Raw genomic sequence first — 24,295 nt, forward strand, 5'->3', positions numbered from 1 at the left:
CCCCTACTCGTTCGTGTATTCCTCCACAACCGTGGCTCCCAGCTCGCGCACGATCAGGTCGTGCCCGGACAGCGCGGAGTCGACGAGGTCCGGATCGTCCTCCTCCGGGACGTCGTCCTCGGGCGCGACGGGCTGCGGCGCCGGAGGCGCGTACGCGGCCGTGGGAGCCGGCGGCGGGGCCTGCTGGAACGCCGGGGCCGGAGCGGACTGCGCCTGTACGGGGGCGGACGGCGGGGCCTGCTGGAAGCCGGGGGCGGCCGCGGGCGCGGCGGGCCGACCGCCACCGCTTCCACCGAAGCCGGCACCGCCGAAGCCGCCTCCGCCTCCGAAGCCGCCGGTGCCGCCCGAGCCGCCGAAGCCGGTGGCGGCGGGCGGGGGCGCGGAGCCGCCCGAGGGATCGATGATCGCCTCGATCTTCCAGTTCACGTTGAACTGCTCGGCGAGGGCCTGCTTGAGGACCTCCTCGCTGCCGCTGCTCGCGAAGTTGTCGCGGGCGCCGGCGTTGAGGAAGCCGAGCTGGAGGGTCGTGCCGTCGAAGCCCGCCACCTGGGCGTTCTGGCTGAGCAGGATCCAGGTGAAGCGGCGCCGGTTCTTGACGGCGTCGAGGATCTGCGGCCACAGGTTCCGCACCTGGGCCGTGTCCCCGCCACCGCCGCCCGTGGCGGCCGGGGCGGGCTGCGCCTGCACGGGGGCGGGGGCCGGGGCGGCGGGCGCCGCGGGTGCGGACGCACCGGGCCAGGCGCCGGGCGTGCCGCTCCCGGGGGCCGCGGCACCGGGCCAGGCCCCGGGCCGGGGCCCGTCCTGCGCGGGGGCCTGCACGGGGGCGGGCTCCTGAACGGGGGCGGGGGCCGGAGCCTGGGCGGGGGCCGGAGCCTGGGCGGGGGCCGGAGCCGGCGGGGGCGGGGGCGGGGCCATCGGGGTGTGGGCCTCGGGCCCGGGCACGTACGCCATGGCGGGCTCCGGGGGTCCGGGCGTGAAGACGGGCGCGGGCGCGGCGGCCGCCCCGCGCTCCAGCCGGTCGAGCCGCGCCTGGAGGGAGCGCTCGTCGTCGAAGGCGGCGGGCAGCAGCACGCGCGCGCAGATCAGCTCCAGCTGCAGCCGGGGCGAGGTGGCCCCGCGCATCTCGGTGAGCCCGGCGTTGACGAGGTCGGCGGCCCGGCTCAGCTCGGCGGCCCCGAACACCGAGGCCTGCGCCTGCATCCGCTCGATGACGTCCACCGGGGCGTCGATGAGCCCCTTCTCGGCGGCGTCGGGCACGGCGGCGAGGATCACGAGGTCCCGCAGCCGCTCAAGGAGGTCGGCGACGAACCGGCGGGGGTCGTTGCCGCCCTCGATGACCCGGTCGACGACCTCGAAGGCGGCGGCACCGTCCCCGGCCGCGAACGCGTCGACGACGGAGTCGAGCAGCGACCCGTCCGTATATCCGAGAAGAGAGGCCGCCATGGCATACGTCACACCGTCGTCGGCGGCGCCGGCGAGCAGCTGGTCCATCACGGACATCGAGTCACGCACGGACCCGGCGCCGGCACGGACGACCAGCGGCAGCACCCCGTCCTCGACGGGAATGCCCTCGTGCCCGCACACCTCACCGAGGTAGTCCCGCAGCGTGCCGGGCGGCACGAGCCGGAAGGGGTAGTGGTGGGTCCGGGACCGAATGGTCCCGATGACCTTCTCGGGCTCGGTGGTGGCGAAAATGAACTTGAGGTGCTCCGGCGGCTCCTCGACCACCTTCAGGAGGGCGTTGAAGCCCGCCGAGGTGACCATGTGGGCCTCGTCGATGATGTAGATCTTGTACCGGCTGGACGCGGGCCCGAAGAAGGCCTTCTCCCGCAGGTCACGGGCGTCGTCCACGCCACCGTGCGAAGCGGCGTCGATCTCGATGACGTCGATCGACCCCGGCCCGTTCCGCGCGAGGTCCCGACAGCTCTGGCACTCCCCGCACGGCGTGGGCGTGGGCCCCTGCTCACAGTTCAGACACCGCGCCAGGATCCGCGCACTGGTCGTCTTGCCACACCCGCGCGGCCCGCTGAACAGGTACGCGTGATTGACCCGGTTGTTCCGCAGGGCCTGCTGCAACGGGTCGGTGACATGCTCCTGCCCGATGACCTCGGCGAAGGACTCGGGGCGATAGCGGCGGTACAGCGCGAGAGACGACACGTATACGAGGTTATAGGCGCCCACCGACAACCCGGGAAAAACGAGACCGCACCGGGGGCGGCCCGGCGCACGCGGACCGGGGAACGCGGCCCGGGGAACGCAAGCGCCCCCCACGCACCTGCCAGAGCCGACCTACCCTTGCTGCCTTCCGGCCCTGGGGGAGTTCAGTCAGATAGCACCGCGTGAGGGGCTCCGCCCAGCCTACCCGATCCGAACCCCCACTCGTCCCCCCTCCCCCGACCTGCTTCCTTCGACCGACCCCCGCCCCGGATGACGTGCGCGAGCACCCTCTCCGGTCATGTAATGTTCTCCACGGAGGATTCGCCTAGAGGCCTAGGGCGCACGCTTGGAAAGCGTGTTGGGGGCAACCCCTCACGAGTTCGAATCTCGTATCCTCCGCCAGTGCCTCACCGGGCACGTTGTCGAAGGGCCCCACCGTTCGCGGTGGGGCCCTTCGACGTGTGTGGTCTCAGTTTTGGTCTCAGTTGGCGCGAGCGGACGGTCATGAACCTGCGCGACCGCGCCTGGGGTGCGGGTGAGTCCGAGGTTGATCAGCCAGCGGCTGCCCTGCTGCGTCACGTGCCTGTTGTCGGAGGCGCACAGGAGGCTGGACTCCGCCGATCATGGAGGAGACCTTCGACGAGCCGCCGTGGAGCCACGAATCCGACTAGTTGCGGGAAGTCCTCTGGCGGTCGTGCCCACCGATAGCCTTGAAGTGAAGGCTCGTGCAGTGAGCCATGACGAGAGGAACCCATGGCTGCAGCTGCCCCCGACGAGGTCGAGTACGGCGAGGTCTTCACCCGTCGATGGGTCGTCGAGACGATTCTTGATCTGGTCGGCTATACGGCAAACAAGGACCTCACCCAGATGAAGCTCGTTGAGCCGTCACTCGGGTCCGGAGCGTTTTTCATCCCCGTACTAGAGCGACTGCTCGAGTCTGCAAGGGTCCATGGCACGGAGCTGTCGGCACTGGCTGACTGTCTGTACGGTCTCGATCTCCAGCAGGAGCATGTCGCGACCTGCCGGAAGAAGTCGGCAGACATGCTCCAAGCCGCTGGGGCAAGTCTCGCAGAGGCCCGAGCCCTGTCTGCAGGCTGGCTGCGTCACGGCGACTTCCTTCTCGACGAGGTACCAACGGATGTCGACTTCGTGATCGGCAACCCCCCGTACATCCGCACCGAAGACCTCGATGATGAGACCGAGGCTGCCTACCGCAAGACATGGCGGACGATGCGTGGACGGGCGGACATCTACGTCGGCTTCTATGAGCGATCGCTGTCCATGCTCGCAAGCGGCGGGAAGCTTGGGTTCATCTGCGCGGACCGTTGGATGCGGAACGCCTACGGGAAGCACCTGCGGGGTCTCGTGACCTCACGCTACGCGGTCGAGTCCGTGTGGCAGATGCACGACGTGGACGCATTTGAAGCAGAGGTCTCGGCCTATCCGGCGATCACGGTACTGGCCAACTCCGAGCAGGGCAGCTCCACGTTCATCGACACTACCGCCGCATTCGGAGTGGCCTCCGCGAGTGAGGCCCTGGCGTTCGTGCGAGGCACGGTGGAGGAGGCTTCAGGCCAGGGATGGGAGGGCGCACGCCTGCCCAGCTGGTTCGAGACCGATGACTTCTGGCCCGCGGGATCCCCTCACACCATCAAGCTGCTGGAGCACCTGCAGGAGAATTTCCCGACGCTGGAAGCCGACGGCACGACGAAGATCAGCATTGGGGTCGCGACCGGAGCCGACAGGGCCTACATCATCAGCCCAGACGCTGGCATCGACGTCGAGCAAGATCGGCTGACACCCATCGTCATGGCCGACGACATTCGCGCAGGTCGCCTCACGACGCCTTCGAAGATGCTGCTGAACCCTTGGGACGACGAAGGCAGGCTCGTGGATCTCGCGGACTACCCGAAGTTCGCGGACGTGCTTGCGTCACACCCGAACGTCAAGAAGCGCTTCGTCGCGAGGAAGAACCCGAACACCTGGCACCGCACGATCGACAAGGTCTATCCGGGCCTCGCCGAACAGCCGAAGCTACTTCTTCAGGACATGAAAGCCCAGATCACACCGGTGCTAGAGCCGGGTGGCTACTACCCGCACCACAACCTGTACTACATCGTCTCGTCGTCGTGGGACATGGAAGTGCTTGGCGGGTTGCTGCTGTCCCGGATCGCAGAAGCCTTCGTGAGTGCCTACGGCGTGAAGATGCGTGGCGGCACGCTGCGATTCCAGGCGCAGTACCTGCGGAAGATCGCCGTTCCGCGCCCCGAAGCAATCCCCGACGACATCGCCTCCAGGCTCCGTGACGCGTTCCGGGCCGGCGACAGGGCGGCTGCGACGCGTGCGGCCGAAGAAGCGTACGGGCTGCCTGCCGGCAGCATCTGAGGATCCGAATAGAAGAAGAGGGGTCATGAGCGACCTGACACCTGTCGAGACCTGGCGTGCCGCTGTTCTCGGCTACTGGACTGGCCTGGACCTACAGGCCGCCAAGCAGGGGCAGGCAACCGGGGTCAAGGACGCTGGCAACCGGGCAGCCGTCACGGGCGGCAAGCAGATGGACGCGATGCAAGAAGTCGTGGCGAAAATATGGCGCGACAATCCGGATGTCACCCTTGAGGTGCGAACGACCGGTCACAACAATCTCCCGGCGTACTTTCGGCCAGCGAAGAACTGGGACCTCCTGGTGCTCTACCGCGGCTCCCTGATCGCGGCGATGGAGTTCAAGTCCCAGCGAGGCCCCTCGTTCGGCAACAACTTCAACAACCGGACGGAGGAAGCCCTCGGGCTCGCGGCCGACTCCCAGATGGCCGCGGAGCGCGGCCTGTTTGGCCAGTTGAAGCCCTGGTTCGGTTTCATCATGCTCGTAGAAAGCGCACCGGGATCGTTGAGCACGGTCAAGGTGCCCAAGAACATGCCATTCCCGGCGGACCCGATCTTCGAGGGGGCGTCGTACATAGGGCGCTACAAGATCTTCTTCGAACGCATGGTCAAGGAGGGCAACTACGACGCTGTCGCTCTACTCACCGCCGAGGCAGGCAGCGAACACTTCACCGAACCGTCGGTGAGCTTGTCGTTGGCCAATCTCGAGGCAGCCATCCGTGCACGCATCGCGTACATCAAGACGCTGCCGGAGGATGTGTTCGACGAATTGACGCACTAGAAGTCTGCTGAAATCTCGGGTTCTGACCCCGGCTCGGTAGAGCTGGAGCCAGTCTTGTTGGCATGCAAGGGGAATGGGCGGGGAGGGGGAGACCCCACTACCTCGTCGACTGACGAACGCACGGAGGCCCGGCGCCCCGTAGCGGGAGCCGGGCTTCGTCGCGCTATGTGGTCCTGATACACGCCCTGGCGTTACCAGGGCGGCGCGCCAGCGTGGTTCGCCCTGGTGGGCGGCGTTCCGGGGCCCTACCAGTCGTCGGTGTCGCCGTACTTTCCCGGATTCCGAGCGCGATCCACAGCCTGTGCACACGCCTCAGTGAAGGCCGCCTCAACGGCAGCCTTGTCGGTGCCTCGCACCTGGGCCTCTACCTCCTGGCCTGTGCCGGGGCGTCGGGCCGTGCGCCAGGCCGAGGCTCGGTCGGTGTAGCGGTCGGTCTCGAACTCCCAGGCAGGCACCGACCACTGCTCCGGGACCCCTGTCGCTGTGCGTTCCCCGCCGGGGAGGAACAGAACTCGGGCGTGGAAGACCACGGCCCGCTCCGGTACGCGGTCGCGGATGGCGCTCGCGCCGCCGGGACCCTGGTGTTCCCAGCGCCAGCGGTCCCATTCCTCGACCACGGCGGTGTGGTCGGGCCAGTCCTCGCTCCAGCGTGCGACGACCTCGTCGGCGTGCTCGCGGTGGAGAAAGGGCACGCGCCGATCGCCGAGGCAGGCGACGTGGACCATCAGCTCTGCAGGGATGGGGCTCTGGTCGGCCTCCGACGCAGCGCTTCCCACGGTCTGGTCCGTGCCCCAAAGAAGGCCGCCGACCTTGGCTGCGGTGTCCTTGAGGACGCGGCTGGTCAGGTGCTGGTAGCGGCGGCGCATCCGGGCGGACTTGCCGGGCTCCCAGCCCATGATTGCGTCGACGACCGCGTCGGAGACGCCGAGGATGAGCAGGACCGTCGCCGCAGTGTGGCGGGCGTCGTGAAGGCGGGCGTCGCGGACGCCAGCGGCTTTCAGGAGCTCCTTCCATTTGTGGTAGTCGGTGTTCGGGTTCAGGGGCTCGCCGGTGGGCGAGGTGAAGACGTACCCCTTCTCCGTCCAGAGGTCGCGGGCCACGGTTCGCTCACGGGCCTGGCCCTCCTTGTGCCGGCGCAGGAGCTGGAGCAGCTCTTCGGGCACGCCGATAGGTCGCTGGCCGGCGCGGGACTTGGCGGTCTTCGTCTCGCGGCGGGTGTTGATCTTCTGGGGGCAGTAGCCGGGCTTGCGACCGCAGCGGTCACCACAGCCGTGCTTGTAGCGGGGCCGCAGCCGGCCACGACGTACGCGGATGACACCGAGCTCGAAGGCGACGTCGTCCCACTGCATGCCGAGGACCTCGCCCTGGCGCAGGCCGAGAGCGAGCGCGATGACCCAACGGGCGGTGTTGCGGTGCTTGGCGGCCTCGGCGAGGAGCCGCTGGACCTCCTCGACCGTGTACGGCTCGACCTCCTCCTCCTCGACCTTGGGGGCCTTGGCGATGGAGGCCGGGTTCGCCGTGAGGTGCTTGCGGCGCACGGCCTCGTTCAGCGCCGTGCGGATCGTGCGGTGAGCCTGATGGGCGGTGCCGGCGGCACTGCCGTTGTCCTGCATCTTCTTGTAGAAGCGCTCCAGGTGCTCGGGTTCGAGCTTCTCCAGGCGGTGGGCGCCCAGGCCGGGGATGAGGTGGTGGTTCACCGCGACGCGGTAGCCGTCGATGGTGTTCTCCGAGACGTGCGCGGCGGCGATGTTCTCGACCCAATGGGTGAGCCAGGTCTTCACGGTCCAGGACTGGCCGGCCTTGCGGACGGCGCCCTTGTCGCGCTGGCGCTCCAGCTCGCGGACGACCCTGGTGACTTCGGGGCGGGTCTTGCGGCTGACATGACGCCGATCCGGGGCGCCGTCGTCCTTGACTCCAACGGTGACGCGGCCGTGCCAACGACCATCCGTGCCGAGGTAGATGGACGAGGCGCCGTTGGGCTGGCGGGACTTCGGTACGGAGGCTCGCGTCACGCGGCGGCCCCGAAGTCGGACGTCGACAGTCGGCGGGCCAGGAAGTCGTTCACCGCCTCCGCTGGGATGCGGCGCAAGCTGCCGATCTTGACGGAGGCGATCTCGCCGGAGGAGACGTACTCGTACAGCTTGGTGCGGCCGATGCCGATCCGGCGAGCTGCCTCGGTGACGGTGAGGGCGACCAGGGTCGTGTCGCCGGCGGATCGCCGCTCGACCATCAAGGTGCGCAGGGCGTCTTCGGGGACGTCCAGGAGCTGGGCTATCTGGGAAATGGGCAGCGCGGGCTGCGGCATGGGGTACTCCTCCCGCCGGCATCGCGGCGTCGCGGGAGCGGCAACTCCCGTCGGCCTGGCCGGTGGCGTCGTTCAGGGATGGATGGGTCGGTGGGTGATCGTCAGCGACGGAGGTCGCCACACATAGGGGTTCTCGGCGTTCGTAGCGCCGTGAGGGGGCAGCGGCCGACTATTCGCCGGTGGGTGGCTGCCCCTGGTTTCGCAGGTGCGCCCGCGATGGGTGCAGGCTCCTCTGCAAGGCCCGCTCTTCGAGCCGGAGGAGTTCGTCGACCTGTCCTCTCTGCTCGGGGCCCTTGTCCCCGTATGCGTTGAGTTCCATGTCGATCTCGTGCAGGTGCATCTGGTTCCGGTCGATCGCCGCTCGCAGTTGGTGGTACTCCCGCGTCATCTGGACGTACTCACGGACAAGCTCGCGAATGCGGGGCGTGGCCAGCTCTCCTGGCGGCCCCGTCAGGTCCTGCATGGTGATGTCGAAGACCTTGCAGAAGCCGAGCGCCTCGTCGAGGTTGACCCTGCGACGGGGTTTGCCACTCTCGATGCGCCAGATCGCCGACTGGTTGATCGGATGGCCGACGGCGGCCATCTCCTCGGCAAGCTTCACCGTGCTCCAACCGCGGACCTCGCGCTCCAGCTTGATGCGGGCAGCGACGTGCTCCTCCGGCATCGGACGACCGGGGCCGGCGCGCTCCGCACCTTCCTCACCGCTCACTCGCACCTCCCTTCACGCGACAACGGGTCCACTTGGGCCAGCATCCACAACTAAACATCGTTGCGGAGTGAAATGCAAGGCGTTGCGCTACCGAAAATCTCGGCTATGGTCGTAGTCCGCCGTACAGCGGTGGACGGATCCGCACACGCAAGCGGCCCCGGTGCTACGAACACCGGGGCCGAAGTAGAGGCTCCACCGCACAACCATCCATCCCTGAACGATCGAAACCGGAGGCCGGGGTTGCCGCCCCGTAATGGCCTGCCGGATGAGGAGCTCCGTGACCCAGGGTACGACCCTGCCATCCCAGACGCCATCCCGCTTCGACGGAGGTCCCACCCCGACGGAACCTCCGTTCAACCTGGACGCCGAGCGCGCGGTCCTTGGCGCCTGCATGCACAAAGCCGACGTCATCGACGCGGTCCGGCCCGTCCTCGGCGACGACGCCTTCTACCGGCCCGCTCACGAGACCATCTGGCGCGCGCTCCTCACCCAGCACCGCGAGGACAAGCCGACCGACCCAATCGTCCTCACCGAACTGCTCCAGCAGCAAGGCGATCTGCAACGGGTCGGCGGTCCCGCCTACGTGTTCCAGCTCGCCGACGCGCCCTACGGCACCGGCAGCGCCGAGCACCACGCGGAGATCGTCCGCGCGAAGGCCGACCTACGCCGCCTGATGACCTCCGCTGTACGGACCCTCCAGCGGGCCCAGGAACCCGGCGCGGATCCCGAGGCGATCCGCAGCGAGGTCGAAGCGGAAGTATGCGCCGAACGCGAGCGTGCACTCGCCTCGGGACAGGGACGGCTGTCCCGCTTCGCCACCAACGGATGGTCGTTCGTCAAAGAGAGCGGCGCGGACACCGAGCCCCTGTGGGGCACCCGTGAGAAGACCGTCTGGGCCTCCGGCGAGAGCCTGATGATCGTCGGCGCTCCGGGCGTCGGCAAGACGACCCTGGCCCATCAGGTGATCTTCGCCCGCATCGGCCTGCAGGAGACCGTCCTGGAGATGCCCGTCGCCCCCAGCAGGCGCGTGCTCTACCTCGCGATGGACCGTCCCAAGCAGATCGCCAAAGCCATGGCCCGCCGCGTCTTCCCCACTGACGAGAAGATCCTGCGCGAGCGGCTCGTGGTCTGGGAGGGCCCGCTGCCCGCCACCCTCGACAAGGAGCCCGACCTCCTCGCCGACCTCGCCGCCGCCCACCAGGCCGACACCATCGTGATCGACAGCCTCAAGGACGCGGTCAGCACGATGGTCGACGACAGCCTCGCGGTCGCCTTCCACAACGCCCGCATGCGCGCCATTCGCAACGGCGTGGAGATCATGGAGCTGCACCACCAGCGGAAGGCCACGGCCGACGCGCCACGCGGCCAGCGCCCCAGCCTGGACCAGGTCTACGGCTCCACCTGGTTCACCTCCGGCGCGGGCAGCGTCCTGTTCGTCACCGGCCGGGCAGGCGACCCCGCCGTCACCCTGCACCACCTCAAGACCTCCACCGGTGAAGTCGGCCCCCTGGACGTCACACACGATCACGTGCGCGGCACCACCACCGTCGACCCGACCAAGGACCCCGCCGCCCTGCTGCGCAACGCCCCCAACGGGCTGAGCGCACGCGAGCTGGCGGCCATCCTCATCGGCGGCGGCGACCCTGAACGCGCCGACATCGAGAAGGCGCGACGTCACCTCAGCAGCCTCGTCGACAGCGGCCTGGCCACCAAGGTCGACGGCACCGCCGGAGGGGCCGGAGGCGGCCAGCAGGCCCGCTATTACGCCTCCGCCCGCCACCTCACCGCTGTCGGCTGAACCCCGCACCGACACCCGAAAGCGTTCACGCGACCGTACACGCGGCCCTCCCGCCCGCAGACCGCCGTGAACCGCTCACAGCGCACACGCTCACCGCAAGACCGCAGGTAGAGCGATCACGCGACCGTCCACGGCGTACACGTACCCAAGCGATCACGCGCGGGGCCCCCTTTAGAAGGGGGCCCGCGTGTACGCCCCCATCCGTGAACGCCGTGATCGCCTTCTCACTCTCCCCGGAGTAACCCCGTAGATGCCCCCTGCCATAACCGACATGCTCGCCACCACTTCGCTACCGTTCACCGATAGTCCGCTGCTGCCCGTTGCCGTCCTGGCCGTCGCCGCCGGCGCACTGCTCGCGGGCCTGCTGAGGCCGCGACGCAGCCAGCACCGCACCCGCGATCGGAAGCGACGCCTCTCGGCCGCCGTCGTCACTGCGACCGTGGCGGCGCTCGTGTGCACCGCCTACAGCGCGGACACCAGCTGGCGGTTCGCCGCCCACTACCTCGACATGCGCAACACCGCCGAGCGCACCGCGATGTTCGCCGCCGCCGAGCTCGCCCTGTTCTCCATGGCCCTGATGGCCCGCCAGAACCTTCACGGTCCGAGGCAAGCGGCCGGTCTGCCCGGAGTCCTGGTCTGGGTGATCACCGCCATGCAGACCATCCCCGCCTACGCAGAGGCCGGCCCCGTCGGCGGCACCGTACGCGCCTTCACCGGCCCGGTGATGGCCGCCGTGCTGTGGCACCTGGCCATGGGCATCGAACTCCGCCAGCGGACCCCCGACGCCGCCTCCCGCGGGCTCGCCGCCGTCCTCACACGGCAGGCCCGCGAGCGGCTGCTCGCCCGCCTGGGGATCGTCCAGCAGGACCAGGGCGCCGCCCAGATCATCCGCGACCGGGCCGCACACCGAGCCGTCGCCCTGGCCGCCCGCCTCGCCGAGATGACGCCCGAGCAGCGGACCGGACGGGCGGGCCGGCGCACCGTGCGCCGCCTGTCCAAGGCCCTCGCCCGCTCCGGCATCGACACCGACCCGCGCCGCAACGAGCAGCTGCTGCGCCAGCTCGCCACACGCCGCCAAGCAGCCGCCCTGGCCACCATCGACCTGCCCGGGCGCTGGACCCCGCCCGCCGGGCAGCCCACCAGCCCGCCCGCAGCACAGCCCGACCACTCCCGGGCAGACGCCGACGATCGGGCGGACGGCGACAGGCGGGCAGAGGACCGCGCCCGCCCGCACCCATCAGATCCGGGCGACGAGGAACCCCACCCGGGCGCCCGCCCGCGATCCGCCCGCCCGAATCCCACCGCCCGCTCCGGCCCGGAATCGACGGCCCGCCCGAATCGGGCGACCCGCCCGCAAGAGGCGGCTCCGCCATCCACTGGCAGCGGCTCACACACCCCACCGGCCAAGCGCCCCGCCCCGAAGCCGAAGCGGGCCTGCGGCAAACCGAGCGCCACCGACGGCATCCTTCGCGACTACGCCCACCGGCTCCTTGACGAGCACGGCCGCCTGTCCCGCGACCTCCTGGAAGAGGTCGTACGCGGCGACGGATACACCGTCGCCAGCGACGACGCCGGCCTCATCGTCCGCGAGATCAAGGCCGAACTGAACGCCTCCCGCCACCGCTGACGGTCACCTCTGCCAGCAAGCCCCTCGCCCCATCCACCCTCCGACAGGAAACTCATGCACGACCCGCACCACGGACCCACCACACCCCAGCAGCTGTCCACCACCCCGTCATCAGGCGGAGCAAGTTGTCCCGGGAGCAATGCTCCCGGAGTTCCCGCCCCAGGGGTGGCGGGAGAGTCCCGGCGCCAGGGGGCACCGGACCGGCAGGCAACGGCCGAGGGCGGACCGCAGCCTGGAAGGGGACGGCCGGCCGAGTCCCTCTCGCACAAGCGTCAGCGCGCTCGTCAACCGAAGCCCCGCAAGCGCCTGCACCAGCCCAGCTGCCGCATGAACGACGCCGAGTTCGCGCGCTTCACCAAGGCGGCCGACCACTGCGCCATGAGCAACGCCGCCTTCCTCGCCTACGCCGTGGACAAGGCAGCCCGCGACCTCACCCGCACCGCCGCCGAGATCGCCACCGAACGGGAAGTCATCAACGAGATCTTCGCCGCCCGCCGGCACTTGGGCCGCATCCACGGCCTGTTCAACCAGGTCGCCAAGGCCCTCAACTCCGGTGCCGACGCACCCCACCTCGACGCCACCGCTCAGGCCGTCCTGGGCGCGGCCCGTCGTATGGAGGACGCCACCGATGCCCTACTCACCCACCGCGACGGCGGTGCCCCGGCGTGATTCCCCGCATCCACAAACGCGGGAGCGAGACGATCGGCCTGATCCGCTATCTGTACGGCCCCGGCACCCACGAGGAGCACGTCGACCCGCACCTGGTGGCCGCCTTCGACCCGCTCACCCCCGACCCGGGCCGCGACCCCAGCGCCACCTACAAGCAGCTGGAGCGCCTGCTCGACCAGCCCATCAACGCCTTGCCCGCCGGCCGGCGCCCCCAGAAGCACGTGTGGCACGTGTCCGTGCGCGCCAGCCCCGAAGACCCGATCCTGTCCGACGACGACTGGGCGGCCATCGCCCGTCGCATGGTCGCCGCCACCGGCATTGCCCCCGACGGCGACGATGCCGCCTGCCGGTGGGCGGCCGTCCGGCACGCCGACGACCACATCCACATCATCGCCACCCTGGTCCGCGACGACGGCCGAAGGCCTCGCCTGCACAACGAGGCCCGCCGCGCCCAGGCCGAAGCCCGCCTCATTGAGGCCGCCTACGGCCTGCGCCAGGTCACCCCGGGCGATGGCACCGCCGCCAAGCGCCCCACCAGCGCCGAACGCCACAAAGCCGAACGCCGGGGGCAGCAGCGCACCCCGCGCGAGGAGCTGCGCGAGGCGGTCCGCCGTTCGGTGGCCGGCGCGGCGAGCGAAGAGGAGTTCTTCGACCGCCTCGCCGCAGCTGGCCTGCTCATCCGGCGCCGCATCGCACCGTCAGGCGACACCCTCGGCTACACCGTCGCCCTCCCCGGCGACCGCAACGCCAAGGGCGAACCCGTCTTCTACTCCGGCTCCAAGCTCGCCCCGGACCTCTCCCTGCCCCGCATCCGCGAGCGCTGGAGTGCTCCCCCGGACGACGCCATCCAGCAACCGGCGCTGCCGTCGGTGACCGGGCCCGCGTCCGCACGTCGGCGCGCCACCACTGCCGCCTGGCAGGCGCTGCTCGTCATCGATCACGGTGACGACGGCATGGTCGCCGCGCAGATCGCCGCCACCGGGGAAGTCCTCGACGCCCTCGCCACGACGTCCGCCGCCCACACCCGTCACGAACTACAGGCTGCCGCTACCGCGTTCGAACGGGCCTCCCGCTCCCACGTCCGCGCCGCACACGGCCACGACCGTGCCCTTCGCCAGGCCGCCCGCGACCTCGTCCGCAGTGGCTCGGCCTTCGGCCGAGGCGAGGACAGCGCTACCACAGCCATGGCCATCGACATGCTGGTCTTCCTCGCCATCGCCGCCGCAAACTGGCACGCCAAGAAGCAGCACGCCCAACAGGCCGAAGCCGCCCAACAGGCCGCCACGCACCTCCGCGCCGCCTACCAGGCCGCCGCCAGCCACCCCATGGCGCTGCTCCACCAACGGGGAAGTCGCCTGGCCCCAGCCTGGCAACGCCACCACACCGCCGCCGTACGCCAAGCCCTGCCCGAACTTGCCGACCACATCCTTGCCGAGCCCGGCTGGCCCGCCCTCGCAGCCACCCTCGCCGAGGCCCAGACCGCCGGCCACAACCCCACCACCCTGCTCACCCAGGCAGCGGCCCGAAGGGAACTGGACACGGCGGAACGCATGAGCGACGTGCTCGTGTGGCGGCTACGGCGAATGGCCAGCCTCCCCGCTGATCCCCAGAACTCCCAGGGCCAGCGAACCAGCGGATACCGCTCTGTCGCGTCACCGGAACGGGCAGCGCAAATCGGGACCAGGCCCGCGAATGGTTCCCCGCGGCGACTCTGAACCGAAAAACCGAGCCGCAAAAAGTAACCGACGATCCCCGGTTAGGCTAACCGGGGATTCTCCAGACCATGGGTACATCGGCACCACCCCCGCCCCGCCAAGGAGAACCCCTATGCCCGCATCCACCCCTCGCCCCCACGTCATGGCCCTGCTCTTCGACACGGACTTCAACCGACCCTGGGGCACCCGCACCTTCCGCCACCTCGACGGACGCCCCTTCACCGACGAGGAACAGGCCCTCGCCGATGACGCCACCCTCGAAGAACTCCAAGCCGCCGGCGTCCACGTCCACAACCCCGAGGCCGGAGCCGAGGCCGCCGCGCACCAGATGGCCGAGCTTCTGTTCAAGTACGTCCTCCCGCACCGTGAAGCCCTCATCCCCTTCATGACCCACGAGGACATGCTCGAGTACGGCCAGTTGGAGACCGTCATCGCTGCGGGCGCCAGCAGCCTCCGCCCGCACAAGGACTGAGCGCACAGGCAGGTCCCATACAGGAACCGGCGGCCGGTGGTCAGGAGCTCTCCCCGCCACCGGCCGCGCTCCGCCGTCCGGTCGGACGGCCCAACTCAAGCCAGACCATGAGAACACGCGTCCGGCCGCCAGCTTGGAGGAGCCTGCGGGCGCCATATCGCCTCGCAGGTTCCTCCGACACCGTCAGTAACCTTTGTCAGCGGTTCAGGACCGCGTCGAGGTGCTCCTGCGCCGATTCGAGCAACCCGTTCGGGACGTACTGCGGGATCTCCGCGTGGCCGCGGCGATGGGCCGCTGGCTCCCTTCCCTCATCTGCATACCTCTTCCTCGATGACACGCGCGATCTGAGGCGGAGCACGCAGGGCACCGAAGAGGGACCAGTAGCCGTGCGCCGTGCGAACTACGGCGCCGTCACCGCGCAGTGCGGTGACGGCCGGGCACCTGGGGCTGAGGTGCCGAACCGCGAGCTGATTACCAGTCCCGTAGCACCGTAACGGGGTCGAGTGCGGCGGCTCGTCGGAGCGGCCTCAAGGCCCCGATCAGAATTGCGGCAGCGGACAGGAGCACCGTTGCTCCCAGCTGCCACAACGGCGGGGAGACCCAGCCGCCAGGCAGGTGCGGACTGAACTCCTCCATCGTGGCCAGGCCCAGGGCCGCTCCACCTCCGATCAGGGCGCCGAGTACGGCGGCCACGGCACCGGCGGCCAGTGCGAGGATGCCGATCTCGGTGGCGAAGGAGCGGAAGACCTCGGCACGGGTGTAGCCGATCGTGCGCAGAACCCCTACCTCCCGAGTCCGTGTGCGGACGACGGCACCGCCGATCCCGAGCCCGGCGAGCACGCCGACCACGGCGAGGAGTACCAGCAGTCCCTTGGACAGCCACTGGAACAGGCCGAGGATTCCAGGCAGCTCGGCGACCCGGTCGCGGACGCTGACGGCGAAGTACTTCTCATCAGTCAGCTTCGCCACCACTTGTTCGACCTGGCCCTCCGTCGCGGCTACGACGGTCGCACCGGTGTAGCCCTGGGTGTCCAGGAAGTGCTTGGGGGACTCGCCGGCTCGGGCCGCAGCCCAGGTCTCGACCTGGGCGGGCGCGGCATGGGCGGCGCTGGGACCGTCGAGCTGCCAGTTCGGATCGCTGATGCCCACGACCGTCACCTGAGTGGTGGCGCCGGTGCCCTGGCTCTCCGAAGTGCGGCGGGTGTACTCGGCGGTCACTGTCTTGCCCAGCAAGTCTGTCAGGTCTTCGCCGTCAGCGGTGGCCGGCAGCACGATCTCCCCGGGCTTGAGGGGAAACACCTTGTCCCGCGTGGTCGCCTTCAGCGGAGGCAGGACCGAGGGCCGGGCGAGGTTGGCGTAGAGCAGAACGGGGAACCCGTCGCCGTTCTTGCTCACGGTGAAGGAGGCGTTCAGAGAGGGTTCGACGCTCTCGACTCCGGGCATGCCGCGGATCACGTCGAGGCTGCTGGGAGTGAGCCGCTTCGCCGTGTCTCCGCTGTCTTGCAGATTCTGTACGTCGATCTGGCGTAGCCCTGATCCCGTGCGCATGCTCGCGTCGGCTGTCTGGGTTCCTGCCGCCGAGAGAGTGCCGGCGGCCAGTGCGATGGCTCCGCAGAGCACCAGAATGATCAGTGACGCGGTCAGTCGACGTGCGAATCGGGCCGCGTTGACGGCTCCGAGGGTTAGACTCCTCATGCCTCAGCCACCTCCTGGGCACTCGTCATGGTGACGTGGCCGGACTTCATCACGGCGATGGTGTCGGCGAACTCCGCCACGCGCTGGCTGTGCGTGATCAGCACGACACCACAGCCGCTTTCAGCGGCTCGCCGGAACTGGCCGAGGACTTCGGCTTCGGTCTCCTCGTCGAGATTGCCCGTCGGTTCGTCGGCGAGGATCAGGGACGGCTCGTTGACCAATGCGCGGGCGATGGATACCCGCTGCTGTTCGCCGGCGGAAAGCTCACCGGGGCGATGCGCCGCACGATGTCCCATACCGACGGAGTCCAGAAGTTCCGCCGCCCGGAGCTTGCCTCCCCGTACGCCCTGGGTCGAGGCGAGCGCGACGTTCTCCACCGCGGACAGCTGCGGCAGCAGGTTGAAGGACTGGAAGACGATGCCGATGTGATCGCGCCGGAAGGCGGTGCGGGCGGCGTCGTCGAGGGACAGGACGTCCGCCCCGTTGACGACCAGCCGCCCCGAATCCGGGCGCAGGAGCAGTCCCGCGACGTTCATCCAGGTGGTCTTGCCGCTGCCGGAGCGGCCAAGAAGTGCTAAGACCTCGCCTCTGTGGACTCGTACTTCGCCGCCCTCGAGAGCCGCGATGTCCCGAGAGGCTTCGGTGAATCGCAGGGCTAGGTCGGTAGCGTGCAACAAAGGAACGGTCATACGTGGTCCTCGGATTCCATATGTGACGGGTCGGACCCGCCGGGCACCTCAAGCAGATTGGACAGGCGCGCCGCCGCAAGTGTGGCAGCAAGGCTGCACTCGTCACCGTCGTTGGTGTCCCGGACCATCAGCGACCCTTCGGCGCATCCCGTCCGGCCTGCGAGCTGTTTCCTCAGCCGCCGGCTGGTGGTCTCGTCGGTCACCCATCCGACGGAGCTGGCGGCATCCACGGCGAGTGATGCGCCGGTGACCGTGCCCCGCTTGAGCTGCTCAACCGCCTCGGCGATGAGTTCTGTCCCCGTGGGACGTCCAGGGAGCAGATGCATGCGATCGGTCCGCGACAGATTGAACAGGAGGATGTTGCGCGCACTCTGTTCCTCGGGGGTCTTCGCCGTCCAGCGGGCCACCGAGAAGTCAGGAACTGGTTCGTCCATGAGCTGGAGCACGTCGACGTAGTACGACCATTCCTGGACGTTCGCCAGGGAGACCCTGCGAGGGAACGCTGACCTCACCGCTTGGCGGATGTCCTTCTCGTCCTGTTCCGCGACAGTGCCTCCGGCCAGCTGGTAGGTGACCAGCCACATGGCACGGTCGAGCGGGGCGCGTCTGGACAGTTGCCCCCGAGCGCGCTCCAGGCCCTGCCGTAGGCGGTCGTCCCGGGTGGGGAGACCCTCGGCCATGCGTAGACGCTCGACCTGGTAGGAGGCCCCCAGCGTTCCGAGGTGAGACTGGGCCCTGGACATCAGACCGTTGGGCAGGAGGTGCCGCTTGGTCGAGGCCGACATCGAGGAAGCGGCGTTGCTGGACAGCGCACGCAGAGCCCGCGCCACGATCCACGCCATCTGTGGATCGGCAAGGTCTCCGTCGCCAGGACGTAGCGTCTCCTCCAACTTGGCGCGCTGAGAAGACAGGTCGACATCGGTGAGCTCGGCGGCGAGCACGTAGGCGGCAGTATCCGTCAGCTCGGCGCTACGTTCCTCGGCGGATCGCGCACCGTCGGACGGCTGCCAAGCCCTGACTCTGGTTGCCGACTGTTCCGGGGGCGGTGAGCCGACGAGCCTGAAGGCTCGAGCCAGGTTGTACTCGACCACCATCTGCGGCTGAGGTGACGCCGGCAGCCGACGCAGCCAGCCGGCTATCCGCCCCGCCTCGTTGCGTGTGACCGGAGAGCCGAACTGTTCAAGTGCTTCCAAAGCCGCGGTGGTCTGGCTCAATTTCAGCGGCAGGGCCGGATCCCGGGGGCTCGCCGGAGCAGGATCCCGAAAGTACCCGTCAGCGGTGAGCATTTTCCGTAGTGCCCGAACATCATCAACGGTATGAAGGCGCTTGCCGGTAGCCTGTTCCACCAGAGCGAAGTAGTAACGCCCCCAGAGCGGATCCTGCTCGATCGACGCGGACAGCTTCTGCCTGATCTCCGGACCGGGAAGTTTCACCTGCACCGGATCGCCCGAAGCGCGTAGCGCGGAGAGGCCATATGCACTTTGATAGAGGCCCGGCTGATTCACCGCTCCAAACGAGTTGACAAAGAGCCCGTTCTCGCCGCGGAACCCGTCCAGCTGCGAACTCAGCGAACGCTGACGCTGATCCAGCGCCTCCTCTGATCTGCCTTCGCCAGTACTTAGACGGCCCCAGGGGAAAACACCCACCGCCAGGATCACGAACGCTGCGCAGCCCGCGAGAACGGGCCAGCTCGGTCTCTTCATGTCAATCCGTTTCCGTGCAGACCTCCACAAGGGCAGTGAAGGCCCGGCCGCAGGCCGGGCCTTCACTGCGGCAGGATCAGGTGCAGGCCGAAGCCCCACCCTTCACGCCGTTGCTGCTGTTGTAAAGGTAGGCATCCGAGCACGTCGTGACGGTCGGGAAAAGCCCCCCACTCGCCCGGACCTGCCCGCGCAGGTCCGAGATGTTGGCGTTGGTATTCGTCCAGTACAGGACGCGCGACCGAGGGGTGCTAGTGCCGGCGGTGTAGCTGGCCCCGCCCATCGAGATGCTGATGGTTCCGCTGCTGATGGCGACGGTAGCGGTGTTCTTGACCCAGGTGACCTTCTTATTCACCTTGGAAGACGTCGCCCAGTCGCAGGCACTAGACCAGAGGCTGCAGTTCCAGGCGTTGGCCTGAACCGTGATTCCCCCGGCCAGCGTCGTCGTCGACGAGTCGCTCACCGCGGACGCGGACGTGGCGCTGCCGAGCAGCAGGCCAACCGACGCTATGCCAGCGGCTACTGCCGCGAATCTGGCACGCATATTTCCTCCCCGATTGATGTGGTCCGTGTTGGTCGTGTTCACGGACAGGTGGAATGCAACTACGACACGTTGATCTAGGTCAACCGGCATCCGTTTGACGGAGATGGAATCGGAGCAGCTAGTTCTCACCCACAGGTCGCTGACCAGCAGTGATCAACGTTCGGGGAGTCTGTAAGGACCTAGGGAATGAATGTCATGTTTGCGGATTCGTGATGGGAATCTGAGGCTCCTTTGAGGTTCCTTCGATACTGTCGAGTAGCCCGATTCGGCCATTCGGCGAATAGTAAACGGTTCGGCTTGATCGGCTCATCCACTACAGAAGGGGCGCCCGGCCGCCTGCGGATAGAGGATCCCGGCGTTGGGAATTCCCATAGTTGTGTACGACCACGGTGCCATCCTCCCGACGCTCGGCCTCCACGCGGACCACGGCCCGGGTTGGCCGGGCGCCTATCCGGCGCTCCAGGATGCGGGCCTGGGCGAAGCAGGGTTCGACCTCGGCGCACCGGGCGAGGATGCCGGCTGCCGCCTTGTCGTCGGGGGCGAGGTTGCCGTCGCCGTCGATGGCGGTGCCGCCCAGGACGACGGTGTCGCCGTGGGGGTAGAAGCACAGCAGGTCCGGCGCGAGGCCGGTGTCCTCGGAGAAGAACTCGGTCAGCCCTGGGTTGGTGACGACGACGTGCTGGCCGCGAATGGGCCGCAGGTCGGGGTCTGGGACCAGCGCCTGGGCGCCAAGGCCCGTGCAGTTGACGATGACGGGGGCAGAGCCGGCGTCCGCGAGCACGGCCAGGCGTCGCTGCGCAACCGTTCCGCCAGCGACGTGGAGGCGACGTAGGAGGTAGTCGAGATAGGTGGGCATGTCGATCAGCGGCACGGTGAACCGGTTGCCGGCCGTGAACCCGGTCGGCGCTTCGGCGGGCTCGCACGGCCGGAAGCCCGGCAGAGTGGTGGCCCGGTCCGATGGCGCCTCGGCCGTACGGCACGTCTCGATGCCGCTGGTGAGCCGGACGCCCGTGGCCAGGTCCTCGGCCAGCGTGCGAAAGATCTCCAGGGACCTCTACCCCACTCGTCGACCTTGCCCTTCGGCTCGACCAGGTATAGCCCTCACATCGCCCCGGCCGCCAGCGAGGTAACGCCCAGGACCTGCTCGGCGATCACGTGCACCGAGGTTCCGGCCTCGGCGAGAACGACGGCCGTGGTGAGCCCTGCCAACCCGGACCCGACAACGACAACGCGCTTCCCCGCACGCACGGCTGTGGCCCGAGGTCGCTCAGGAACGCAGGGTCGCGTCGAGGTAGTCCTGCACCGGCTCGAACAGTCCGTACGGCACGTACTGCGGGATCTCGTCGTGCGCGGCCCAGACCAGGCCGGCCACCTCATCGGGACTCGCGATGACCGTCTCGCCGCCGACGGGTCGACATGCGATGTAGTGGATCTCGTGGCCCGTCATGGGGTGAACCCGTTGTCCGAGCACGCTCTGCGCGGTCACCAGGAGCCCGGTCTCCTCCTGGGTCTCACGCGCTGCGGCTTCTTCGGGCGTTTCGCCAGATTCGATCTTCCCGGCCGGGAACTGCCACGAGAGTGCGCCTTCCGGCACTCGTCGTCGCACGAGCAGGACGCACCCACCTCGAACGACAACTGCGGCGGCGACCGCAGCCTCGGCCTCGCTGGTCACGGAGATCCCCCTTCTGAGCACCATCGTCACCGCATCGCGCAGCCGCATCTCACCCCTTGGGGAGCACTTCCCTGGCCGCGTAGTAGGCGTAAAGCGCGGCCTCGCTGCCGGAGCCCAGGGCGGTCATGATCCGTTGGAAGCGGGCGGAGCGGAGGTCTCCGGCCACGATGATGCGGGGATGCTGGCCGGTAGGCGCGCAGTATCCGTCCGCACCACGGGTCAGGTCGCCGGACGGGGCGGTCGGCGCGTTCCCGATGCTGAGGTAGGCGGCATCCGCCGTGACCGTGTGCTGTTCGCCGTCCCTGCCCACTGTTTCCGCCGACACCGTGGTGCCTTCTGCCAGGCTCAGCGTCAGGTGCTCGACGGGGAGCAGCGTGACTCGGGGGTCCTCGTGGATTTCCTCGGTCTTGTACGCGTCGGCCGCCGGGTACGCCACGAGCAGTCGGGTGTCGGTGGTCGGGTGGGCGCGCAGGAAGGTGCCGATCGGGCGGTCGCCGCCGAGGACGAGGAGGGTGCGGCCCTCGGCGTCGTCCGCCTCGGCCTGCCAGAGCGGGGGCAGGGTCAGGCCGTCGGGGGCGGTGATCCAGCCGACGTCGCGGGGCTGGAGGGGGCCGACTCCGGTGGCGACGATGGCGTACGGGGCGGTGAGACGGGCGCCGGTGTCCACCGTGATGGTCACCTGGTCGTCGTCGGCGCAGAGCTCGGTGACGTGGTGGCCGAGTTCGAGGCGACACAGCTCCGTGCTCTTCAGCTCCGCGACGATGGAGTCGGCCAGCTCGGGGCCGCTGGTGTAGCCGCCGAGGACGTTGTTCAGGGCCGGGATCCGGTAAAGGTTGCGGCACAGCCGGTCCGGCTCGATCAGGATCGAGCGCATGCCGACGCTGGCGGCCATGCGGGCGGCGGCGCAGCCGGCCGGGCCGCCGCCGATGATGATCAGGTCGGTGTCGTACCGCGTGTCGGCCATGGGGCTATTCCAGCACTGGGGCCCCGGCGTACGCAGTGAGTTGGCCGATCACGTGGTCGGTGGTGACGAGTTGGCCGGTTCCGATCAGCCGGCGGGCGACGAGGAGTCCGGCATCGTGGACGTCCGGGCCGGCGTCGCTGGCGCAGGCGTTGGTGACGATCCAGGGTGCGTAGCCGTGCTCGAAGGCGTCGGCGGCGGACTTCAGGACACAGCTCTCCGTGGCGATCCCGCAGAAGACGAGATCGGTCCAGCCGGCCCGGCGGATCAGCTCGGCAGCCTCCGGGGTGAGGAGCGTGTAGCCGGTTTTGTCGACGACCGCGTGTGCGTGGGTGGCTGCTTCTGCGAGCTCGGGAACGATGTCGGTCTCGGGCGCTTCCTGGAGCCGGTGCCACTGGAAGAAGCGCTCGTAGGGGCTGTCTGGATAGTTGAAGTACCGGGTGAAGATCACGGGTCGGCCGGCGGCGGACCACTGGGCGACTAGGTCGGAGACCGCAGGCACGGCGTGGCGGCTGTGGTGGTTCACGAAGCCGTTCTGCATGTCGATCACGACCAGCGCGGCGGTGCCTATGTCCATCCGCTGTCTCTCCTGCCCCGTGTCCTCAGCCGACGCTCTCGCGCAGCGCGTCCTGTGCGGCGCGCAGCCGCTCGGCCAGTCCGCTGGTCTTCATGATGGCCTCCCGCATCAGGACGTGCTGCGCGGTCTCCTGGGCGCGGGCGGTGGTGAGCCGGGAGTAGGCGGCGCGCAGGAAACGCCAGCCGTACTGCTCGGGCATGGAGGGGTCTTGGCCGTCCTCGATCATCTGCTGGATCTGGCGGGTGAAGCACCACAGGGTCTGGACGGTCAGCTCGCACGTGACCAGCTCATCGATGGTGAGGCTGCGCTCGCGGGAGTGGGAGGCGTAGGCGACGCCGGACCAGCCGGCGTAGGCGGTGGAGACACCCCGTACGCCGAAGGGCACCATGTCCGGGTGGTCGAAGCCGGTGGCGAGGAGCGATGCCTCGACCGCGCCGTCCAAGGGCGCGGGCCCACCCGGGGCGCCGCGGTCGACCAGAACCGAGGGCGTGGACAACAGGCGCAGGGCGGTGTCATGGACGTCTCCGGCCCACGGGCCGGAAGTGAGCCAGTACAAGGAGAGGACGTACTCCGGGTTGGGGACGCGGGTGTGGTCCTCGTCCAGGAGGTCGCGGAGCTTGTCTCGTGCCCAGGGCAGGTCGGAGGCGCAGGAGCGGTAGCGCCAGACGGCGAGTTCGGTAAGCACGGTGGGCTCGTGTGGCTGGACGAGGTGGAAGACGGCTACCCCGCACGCGAAGACGTGCAGGACGCAGTCCTGCGCTTCGGGGTGGTCCACGCAGGCTGAGGAGGACTCCAGCCACTGGTCGTCCGCGCTCGATGTCATGTGTGCGCGGAGCCGGCCGGCGCGCTCGACGCCGATGAAGACCGGCAGGAACTTGTGGGAGTCGACTTCGATCCGGCCTGTGACGGGCGGCGCAGCGCCGTTCGTTCCCAGCGCCGCCGCGAATCGGGCCTTCGCGTCGTCCGGCGCGCGGCCGAGTGCGGTATCGAGGACGGCCTGAGATTCAGCACGCGGCTGGTAACTCGACCCGCCGCCCTCCCAGTTCGACACGGTCCTATCGCTGACGCCCAGGTAGGCGGCGAAGTCCCGCAGGCTCATGCGCAGGGCGTCGCGTAACAGCCGGGCTTCCCGGCCGGACCATCGCTGCACCGTGACCACCGTCGTACCCCCTGTCTGTCACCCGGTGGAACGCCGAAACGCCCAGCGTAGTCAGCCTTGTTCGGCAGCGCTGCGGCATTGCTGCAGCACCCGTACGTCACACCCCGCCATCGGCCTCCACCATGCTGGGTCCACCGAGCCGGGGAGGTGCCCACCGCCACCAGGCGGCCCTCCGCCCGTTCTCTCCTGTACCACCACCAGAAGGAGCAAACGGCATGACCGACATCGTCAAGCGCAACGCCCGCGCGATCCTCCTCGACGGCGACGAGCTCGTCCTGATCAAGCGCACCAAGCCGGGCAGGGAGCCGTACTGGGTGTCGGTCGGCGGAGGGGTCGAGGCGGACGACGCGACCATCGAGGCGGCCCTGCACCGCGAGGTGTTCGAGGAGCTGGGCGGCAAGCTGGAGCGCGCCGAGCTCGTCCACCTGATCACCGACGAGCTGGATGGTGGCGTCGGCGTCCAGCACATCTTCGCCGCGCGCCTGGAGTCGATGGACCTGGCCGCGCGGACGGGGACGGAGTTCGCCAAGCCGGAGCGGGGCGGGTACGAGGTGGTCCGGGTGCCCTTCACTGCCCAGGCCGTCCGTGAGCTGAACCTGATGCCGCCGGAGCTCGCCAAGTTCATCGCCGCGAACACGGAGGCGATCGTCTCCGTCCTCGACACCCCGATCCGCGAGGCGTGAACG

At 69.1% G+C, this 24,295-nt stretch carries 20 protein-coding genes, 1 tRNA gene, 1 other RNA gene and 1 pseudogene; 9 read left to right on the top strand and 14 right to left on the bottom strand.

Annotation, left to right across the window (positions count from 1 at the left end; translation table 11 throughout):
• Positions 1–3: 3 nt before the first annotated feature.
• Positions 4–2,157, bottom strand: a complete 2,154-nt coding sequence (locus tag ACZ7HT_RS27050; protein WP_471170708.1) for a DNA polymerase III subunit gamma and tau — start codon at positions 2,155–2,157, stop codon at positions 4–6.
• Between the two features lie 96 nt (positions 2,158–2,253).
• Positions 2,254–2,352: signal recognition particle sRNA small type (ffs, locus tag ACZ7HT_RS27055), an RNA gene on the bottom strand.
• Positions 2,353–2,471: 119 nt separating this feature from the next.
• On the opposite strand from ffs, the gene ACZ7HT_RS27060 reads away from it, so the two are divergent.
• The 3 genes from ACZ7HT_RS27060 (at position 2,472) to ACZ7HT_RS27070 (ending at position 5,317) form a co-directional block, all read left to right on the top strand.
• Positions 2,472–2,559 (top strand) — tRNA-Ser (locus ACZ7HT_RS27060).
• Positions 2,560–2,910: 351 nt separating this feature from the next.
• Positions 2,911–4,542, top strand: a complete 1,632-nt coding sequence (locus ACZ7HT_RS27065; protein WP_471170710.1) for an Eco57I restriction-modification methylase domain-containing protein — start codon at positions 2,911–2,913, stop codon at positions 4,540–4,542.
• A 25-nt stretch (positions 4,543–4,567) separates the two neighbouring features.
• On the top strand, positions 4,568–5,317 hold the full coding sequence (locus ACZ7HT_RS27070) for a PaeR7I family type II restriction endonuclease (protein ID WP_471170712.1): 750 nt from the start codon (positions 4,568–4,570) through the stop codon (positions 5,315–5,317).
• Positions 5,318–5,562: 245 nt separating this feature from the next.
• Here ACZ7HT_RS27070 and ACZ7HT_RS27075 read toward each other — a convergent pair whose 3' ends face one another.
• The 3 genes from ACZ7HT_RS27075 to ACZ7HT_RS27085 all read right to left on the bottom strand — a co-directional run bounded on the left by ACZ7HT_RS27075 (position 5,563) and on the right by ACZ7HT_RS27085 (position 8,286).
• The gene (locus tag ACZ7HT_RS27075) at positions 5,563–7,329 is read right to left on the bottom strand and encodes a tyrosine-type recombinase/integrase (protein WP_471170713.1); all 1,767 of its coding nucleotides are present in this window, start codon (positions 7,327–7,329) and stop codon (positions 5,563–5,565) included.
• On the bottom strand, positions 7,326–7,622 hold the full coding sequence (locus tag ACZ7HT_RS27080) for a helix-turn-helix domain-containing protein (protein ID WP_471170715.1): 297 nt from the start codon (positions 7,620–7,622) through the stop codon (positions 7,326–7,328). The genes ACZ7HT_RS27075 and ACZ7HT_RS27080 overlap by 4 nt, the downstream gene beginning before the upstream one ends.
• 169 nt (positions 7,623–7,791) lie before the next feature.
• Positions 7,792–8,286 carry a helix-turn-helix transcriptional regulator gene (locus ACZ7HT_RS27085; protein WP_403668547.1) on the bottom strand — a complete coding sequence of 165 codons (495 nt, stop codon included), beginning with the start codon at positions 8,284–8,286 and terminating at the stop codon, positions 7,792–7,794.
• Positions 8,287–8,608: 322 nt separating this feature from the next.
• On the opposite strand from ACZ7HT_RS27085, the gene ACZ7HT_RS27090 reads away from it, so the two are divergent.
• From ACZ7HT_RS27090 to ACZ7HT_RS27110, 5 genes are all read left to right on the top strand, one after another.
• The gene (locus tag ACZ7HT_RS27090) at positions 8,609–10,129 is read left to right on the top strand and encodes a DnaB-like helicase N-terminal domain-containing protein (protein ID WP_471170717.1); all 1,521 of its coding nucleotides are present in this window, start codon (positions 8,609–8,611) and stop codon (positions 10,127–10,129) included.
• A 250-nt stretch (positions 10,130–10,379) separates the two neighbouring features.
• Entirely contained in the window at positions 10,380–11,756 is a 1,377-nt protein-coding gene (locus tag ACZ7HT_RS27095) for a hypothetical protein (protein WP_471170719.1), read from the top strand.
• Between the two features lie 327 nt (positions 11,757–12,083).
• Positions 12,084–12,425, top strand: coding sequence for a plasmid mobilization relaxosome protein MobC (locus tag ACZ7HT_RS27100; protein WP_471170721.1), 342 nt, complete (start codon positions 12,084–12,086; stop codon positions 12,423–12,425).
• Complete coding sequence (locus ACZ7HT_RS27105; RefSeq protein ID WP_471170723.1) at positions 12,422–14,140, top strand: relaxase/mobilization nuclease domain-containing protein; 1,719 nt, start codon at positions 12,422–12,424, stop codon at positions 14,138–14,140. Before ACZ7HT_RS27100 ends, ACZ7HT_RS27105 begins: the two co-directional genes overlap by 4 nt.
• Before the next feature lie 112 nt (positions 14,141–14,252).
• Positions 14,253–14,612 carry a hypothetical protein gene (locus tag ACZ7HT_RS27110; protein ID WP_471170725.1) on the top strand — a complete coding sequence of 120 codons (360 nt, stop codon included), beginning with the start codon at positions 14,253–14,255 and terminating at the stop codon, positions 14,610–14,612.
• Between the two features lie 471 nt (positions 14,613–15,083).
• Here ACZ7HT_RS27110 and ACZ7HT_RS27115 read toward each other — a convergent pair whose 3' ends face one another.
• The 9 genes and pseudogenes from ACZ7HT_RS27115 to ACZ7HT_RS27155 form a co-directional block, all read right to left on the bottom strand.
• Entirely contained in the window at positions 15,084–16,307 is a 1,224-nt protein-coding gene (locus tag ACZ7HT_RS27115; RefSeq protein ID WP_471170728.1) for an ABC transporter permease, read from the bottom strand.
• Positions 16,304–16,996, bottom strand: coding sequence for an ABC transporter ATP-binding protein (locus ACZ7HT_RS27120; protein ID WP_471170730.1), 693 nt, complete (start codon positions 16,994–16,996; stop codon positions 16,304–16,306). Before ACZ7HT_RS27120 ends, ACZ7HT_RS27115 begins: the two co-directional genes overlap by 4 nt.
• Entirely contained in the window at positions 16,993–18,699 is a 1,707-nt protein-coding gene (locus tag ACZ7HT_RS27125) for a hypothetical protein (protein ID WP_471170732.1), read from the bottom strand. The genes ACZ7HT_RS27120 and ACZ7HT_RS27125 overlap by 4 nt, the downstream gene beginning before the upstream one ends.
• A gap of 76 nt (positions 18,700–18,775) precedes the next feature.
• Complete coding sequence (locus tag ACZ7HT_RS27130; RefSeq protein WP_471170734.1) at positions 18,776–19,282, bottom strand: hypothetical protein; 507 nt, start codon at positions 19,280–19,282, stop codon at positions 18,776–18,778.
• A gap of 271 nt (positions 19,283–19,553) precedes the next feature.
• Positions 19,554–20,488: pseudogene (locus tag ACZ7HT_RS27135) on the bottom strand (FAD-dependent oxidoreductase).
• A 19-nt stretch (positions 20,489–20,507) separates the two neighbouring features.
• Positions 20,508–20,960 carry an NUDIX hydrolase gene (locus ACZ7HT_RS27140; protein WP_471170736.1) on the bottom strand — a complete coding sequence of 151 codons (453 nt, stop codon included), beginning with the start codon at positions 20,958–20,960 and terminating at the stop codon, positions 20,508–20,510.
• Position 20,961: 1 nt separating this feature from the next.
• Positions 20,962–21,876 carry an FAD-dependent oxidoreductase gene (locus ACZ7HT_RS27145; RefSeq protein WP_471170738.1) on the bottom strand — a complete coding sequence of 305 codons (915 nt, stop codon included), beginning with the start codon at positions 21,874–21,876 and terminating at the stop codon, positions 20,962–20,964.
• A gap of 4 nt (positions 21,877–21,880) precedes the next feature.
• Positions 21,881–22,450: a cysteine hydrolase family protein gene (locus ACZ7HT_RS27150; protein ID WP_471170740.1), complete on the bottom strand. Its 570-nt coding sequence runs from the start codon at positions 22,448–22,450 to the stop codon at positions 21,881–21,883.
• A gap of 25 nt (positions 22,451–22,475) precedes the next feature.
• Complete coding sequence (locus tag ACZ7HT_RS27155; RefSeq protein ID WP_471170742.1) at positions 22,476–23,549, bottom strand: helix-turn-helix domain-containing protein; 1,074 nt, start codon at positions 23,547–23,549, stop codon at positions 22,476–22,478.
• 275 nt (positions 23,550–23,824) lie between these two features.
• Between ACZ7HT_RS27155 and ACZ7HT_RS27160 the strand changes: the two genes are divergently transcribed.
• Entirely contained in the window at positions 23,825–24,292 is a 468-nt protein-coding gene (locus tag ACZ7HT_RS27160; protein WP_471170744.1) for an NUDIX hydrolase, read from the top strand.
• Positions 24,293–24,295: the final 3 nt, after the last annotated feature.

Source organism: Streptomyces sp. NPDC037410 (assembly GCF_055602235.1).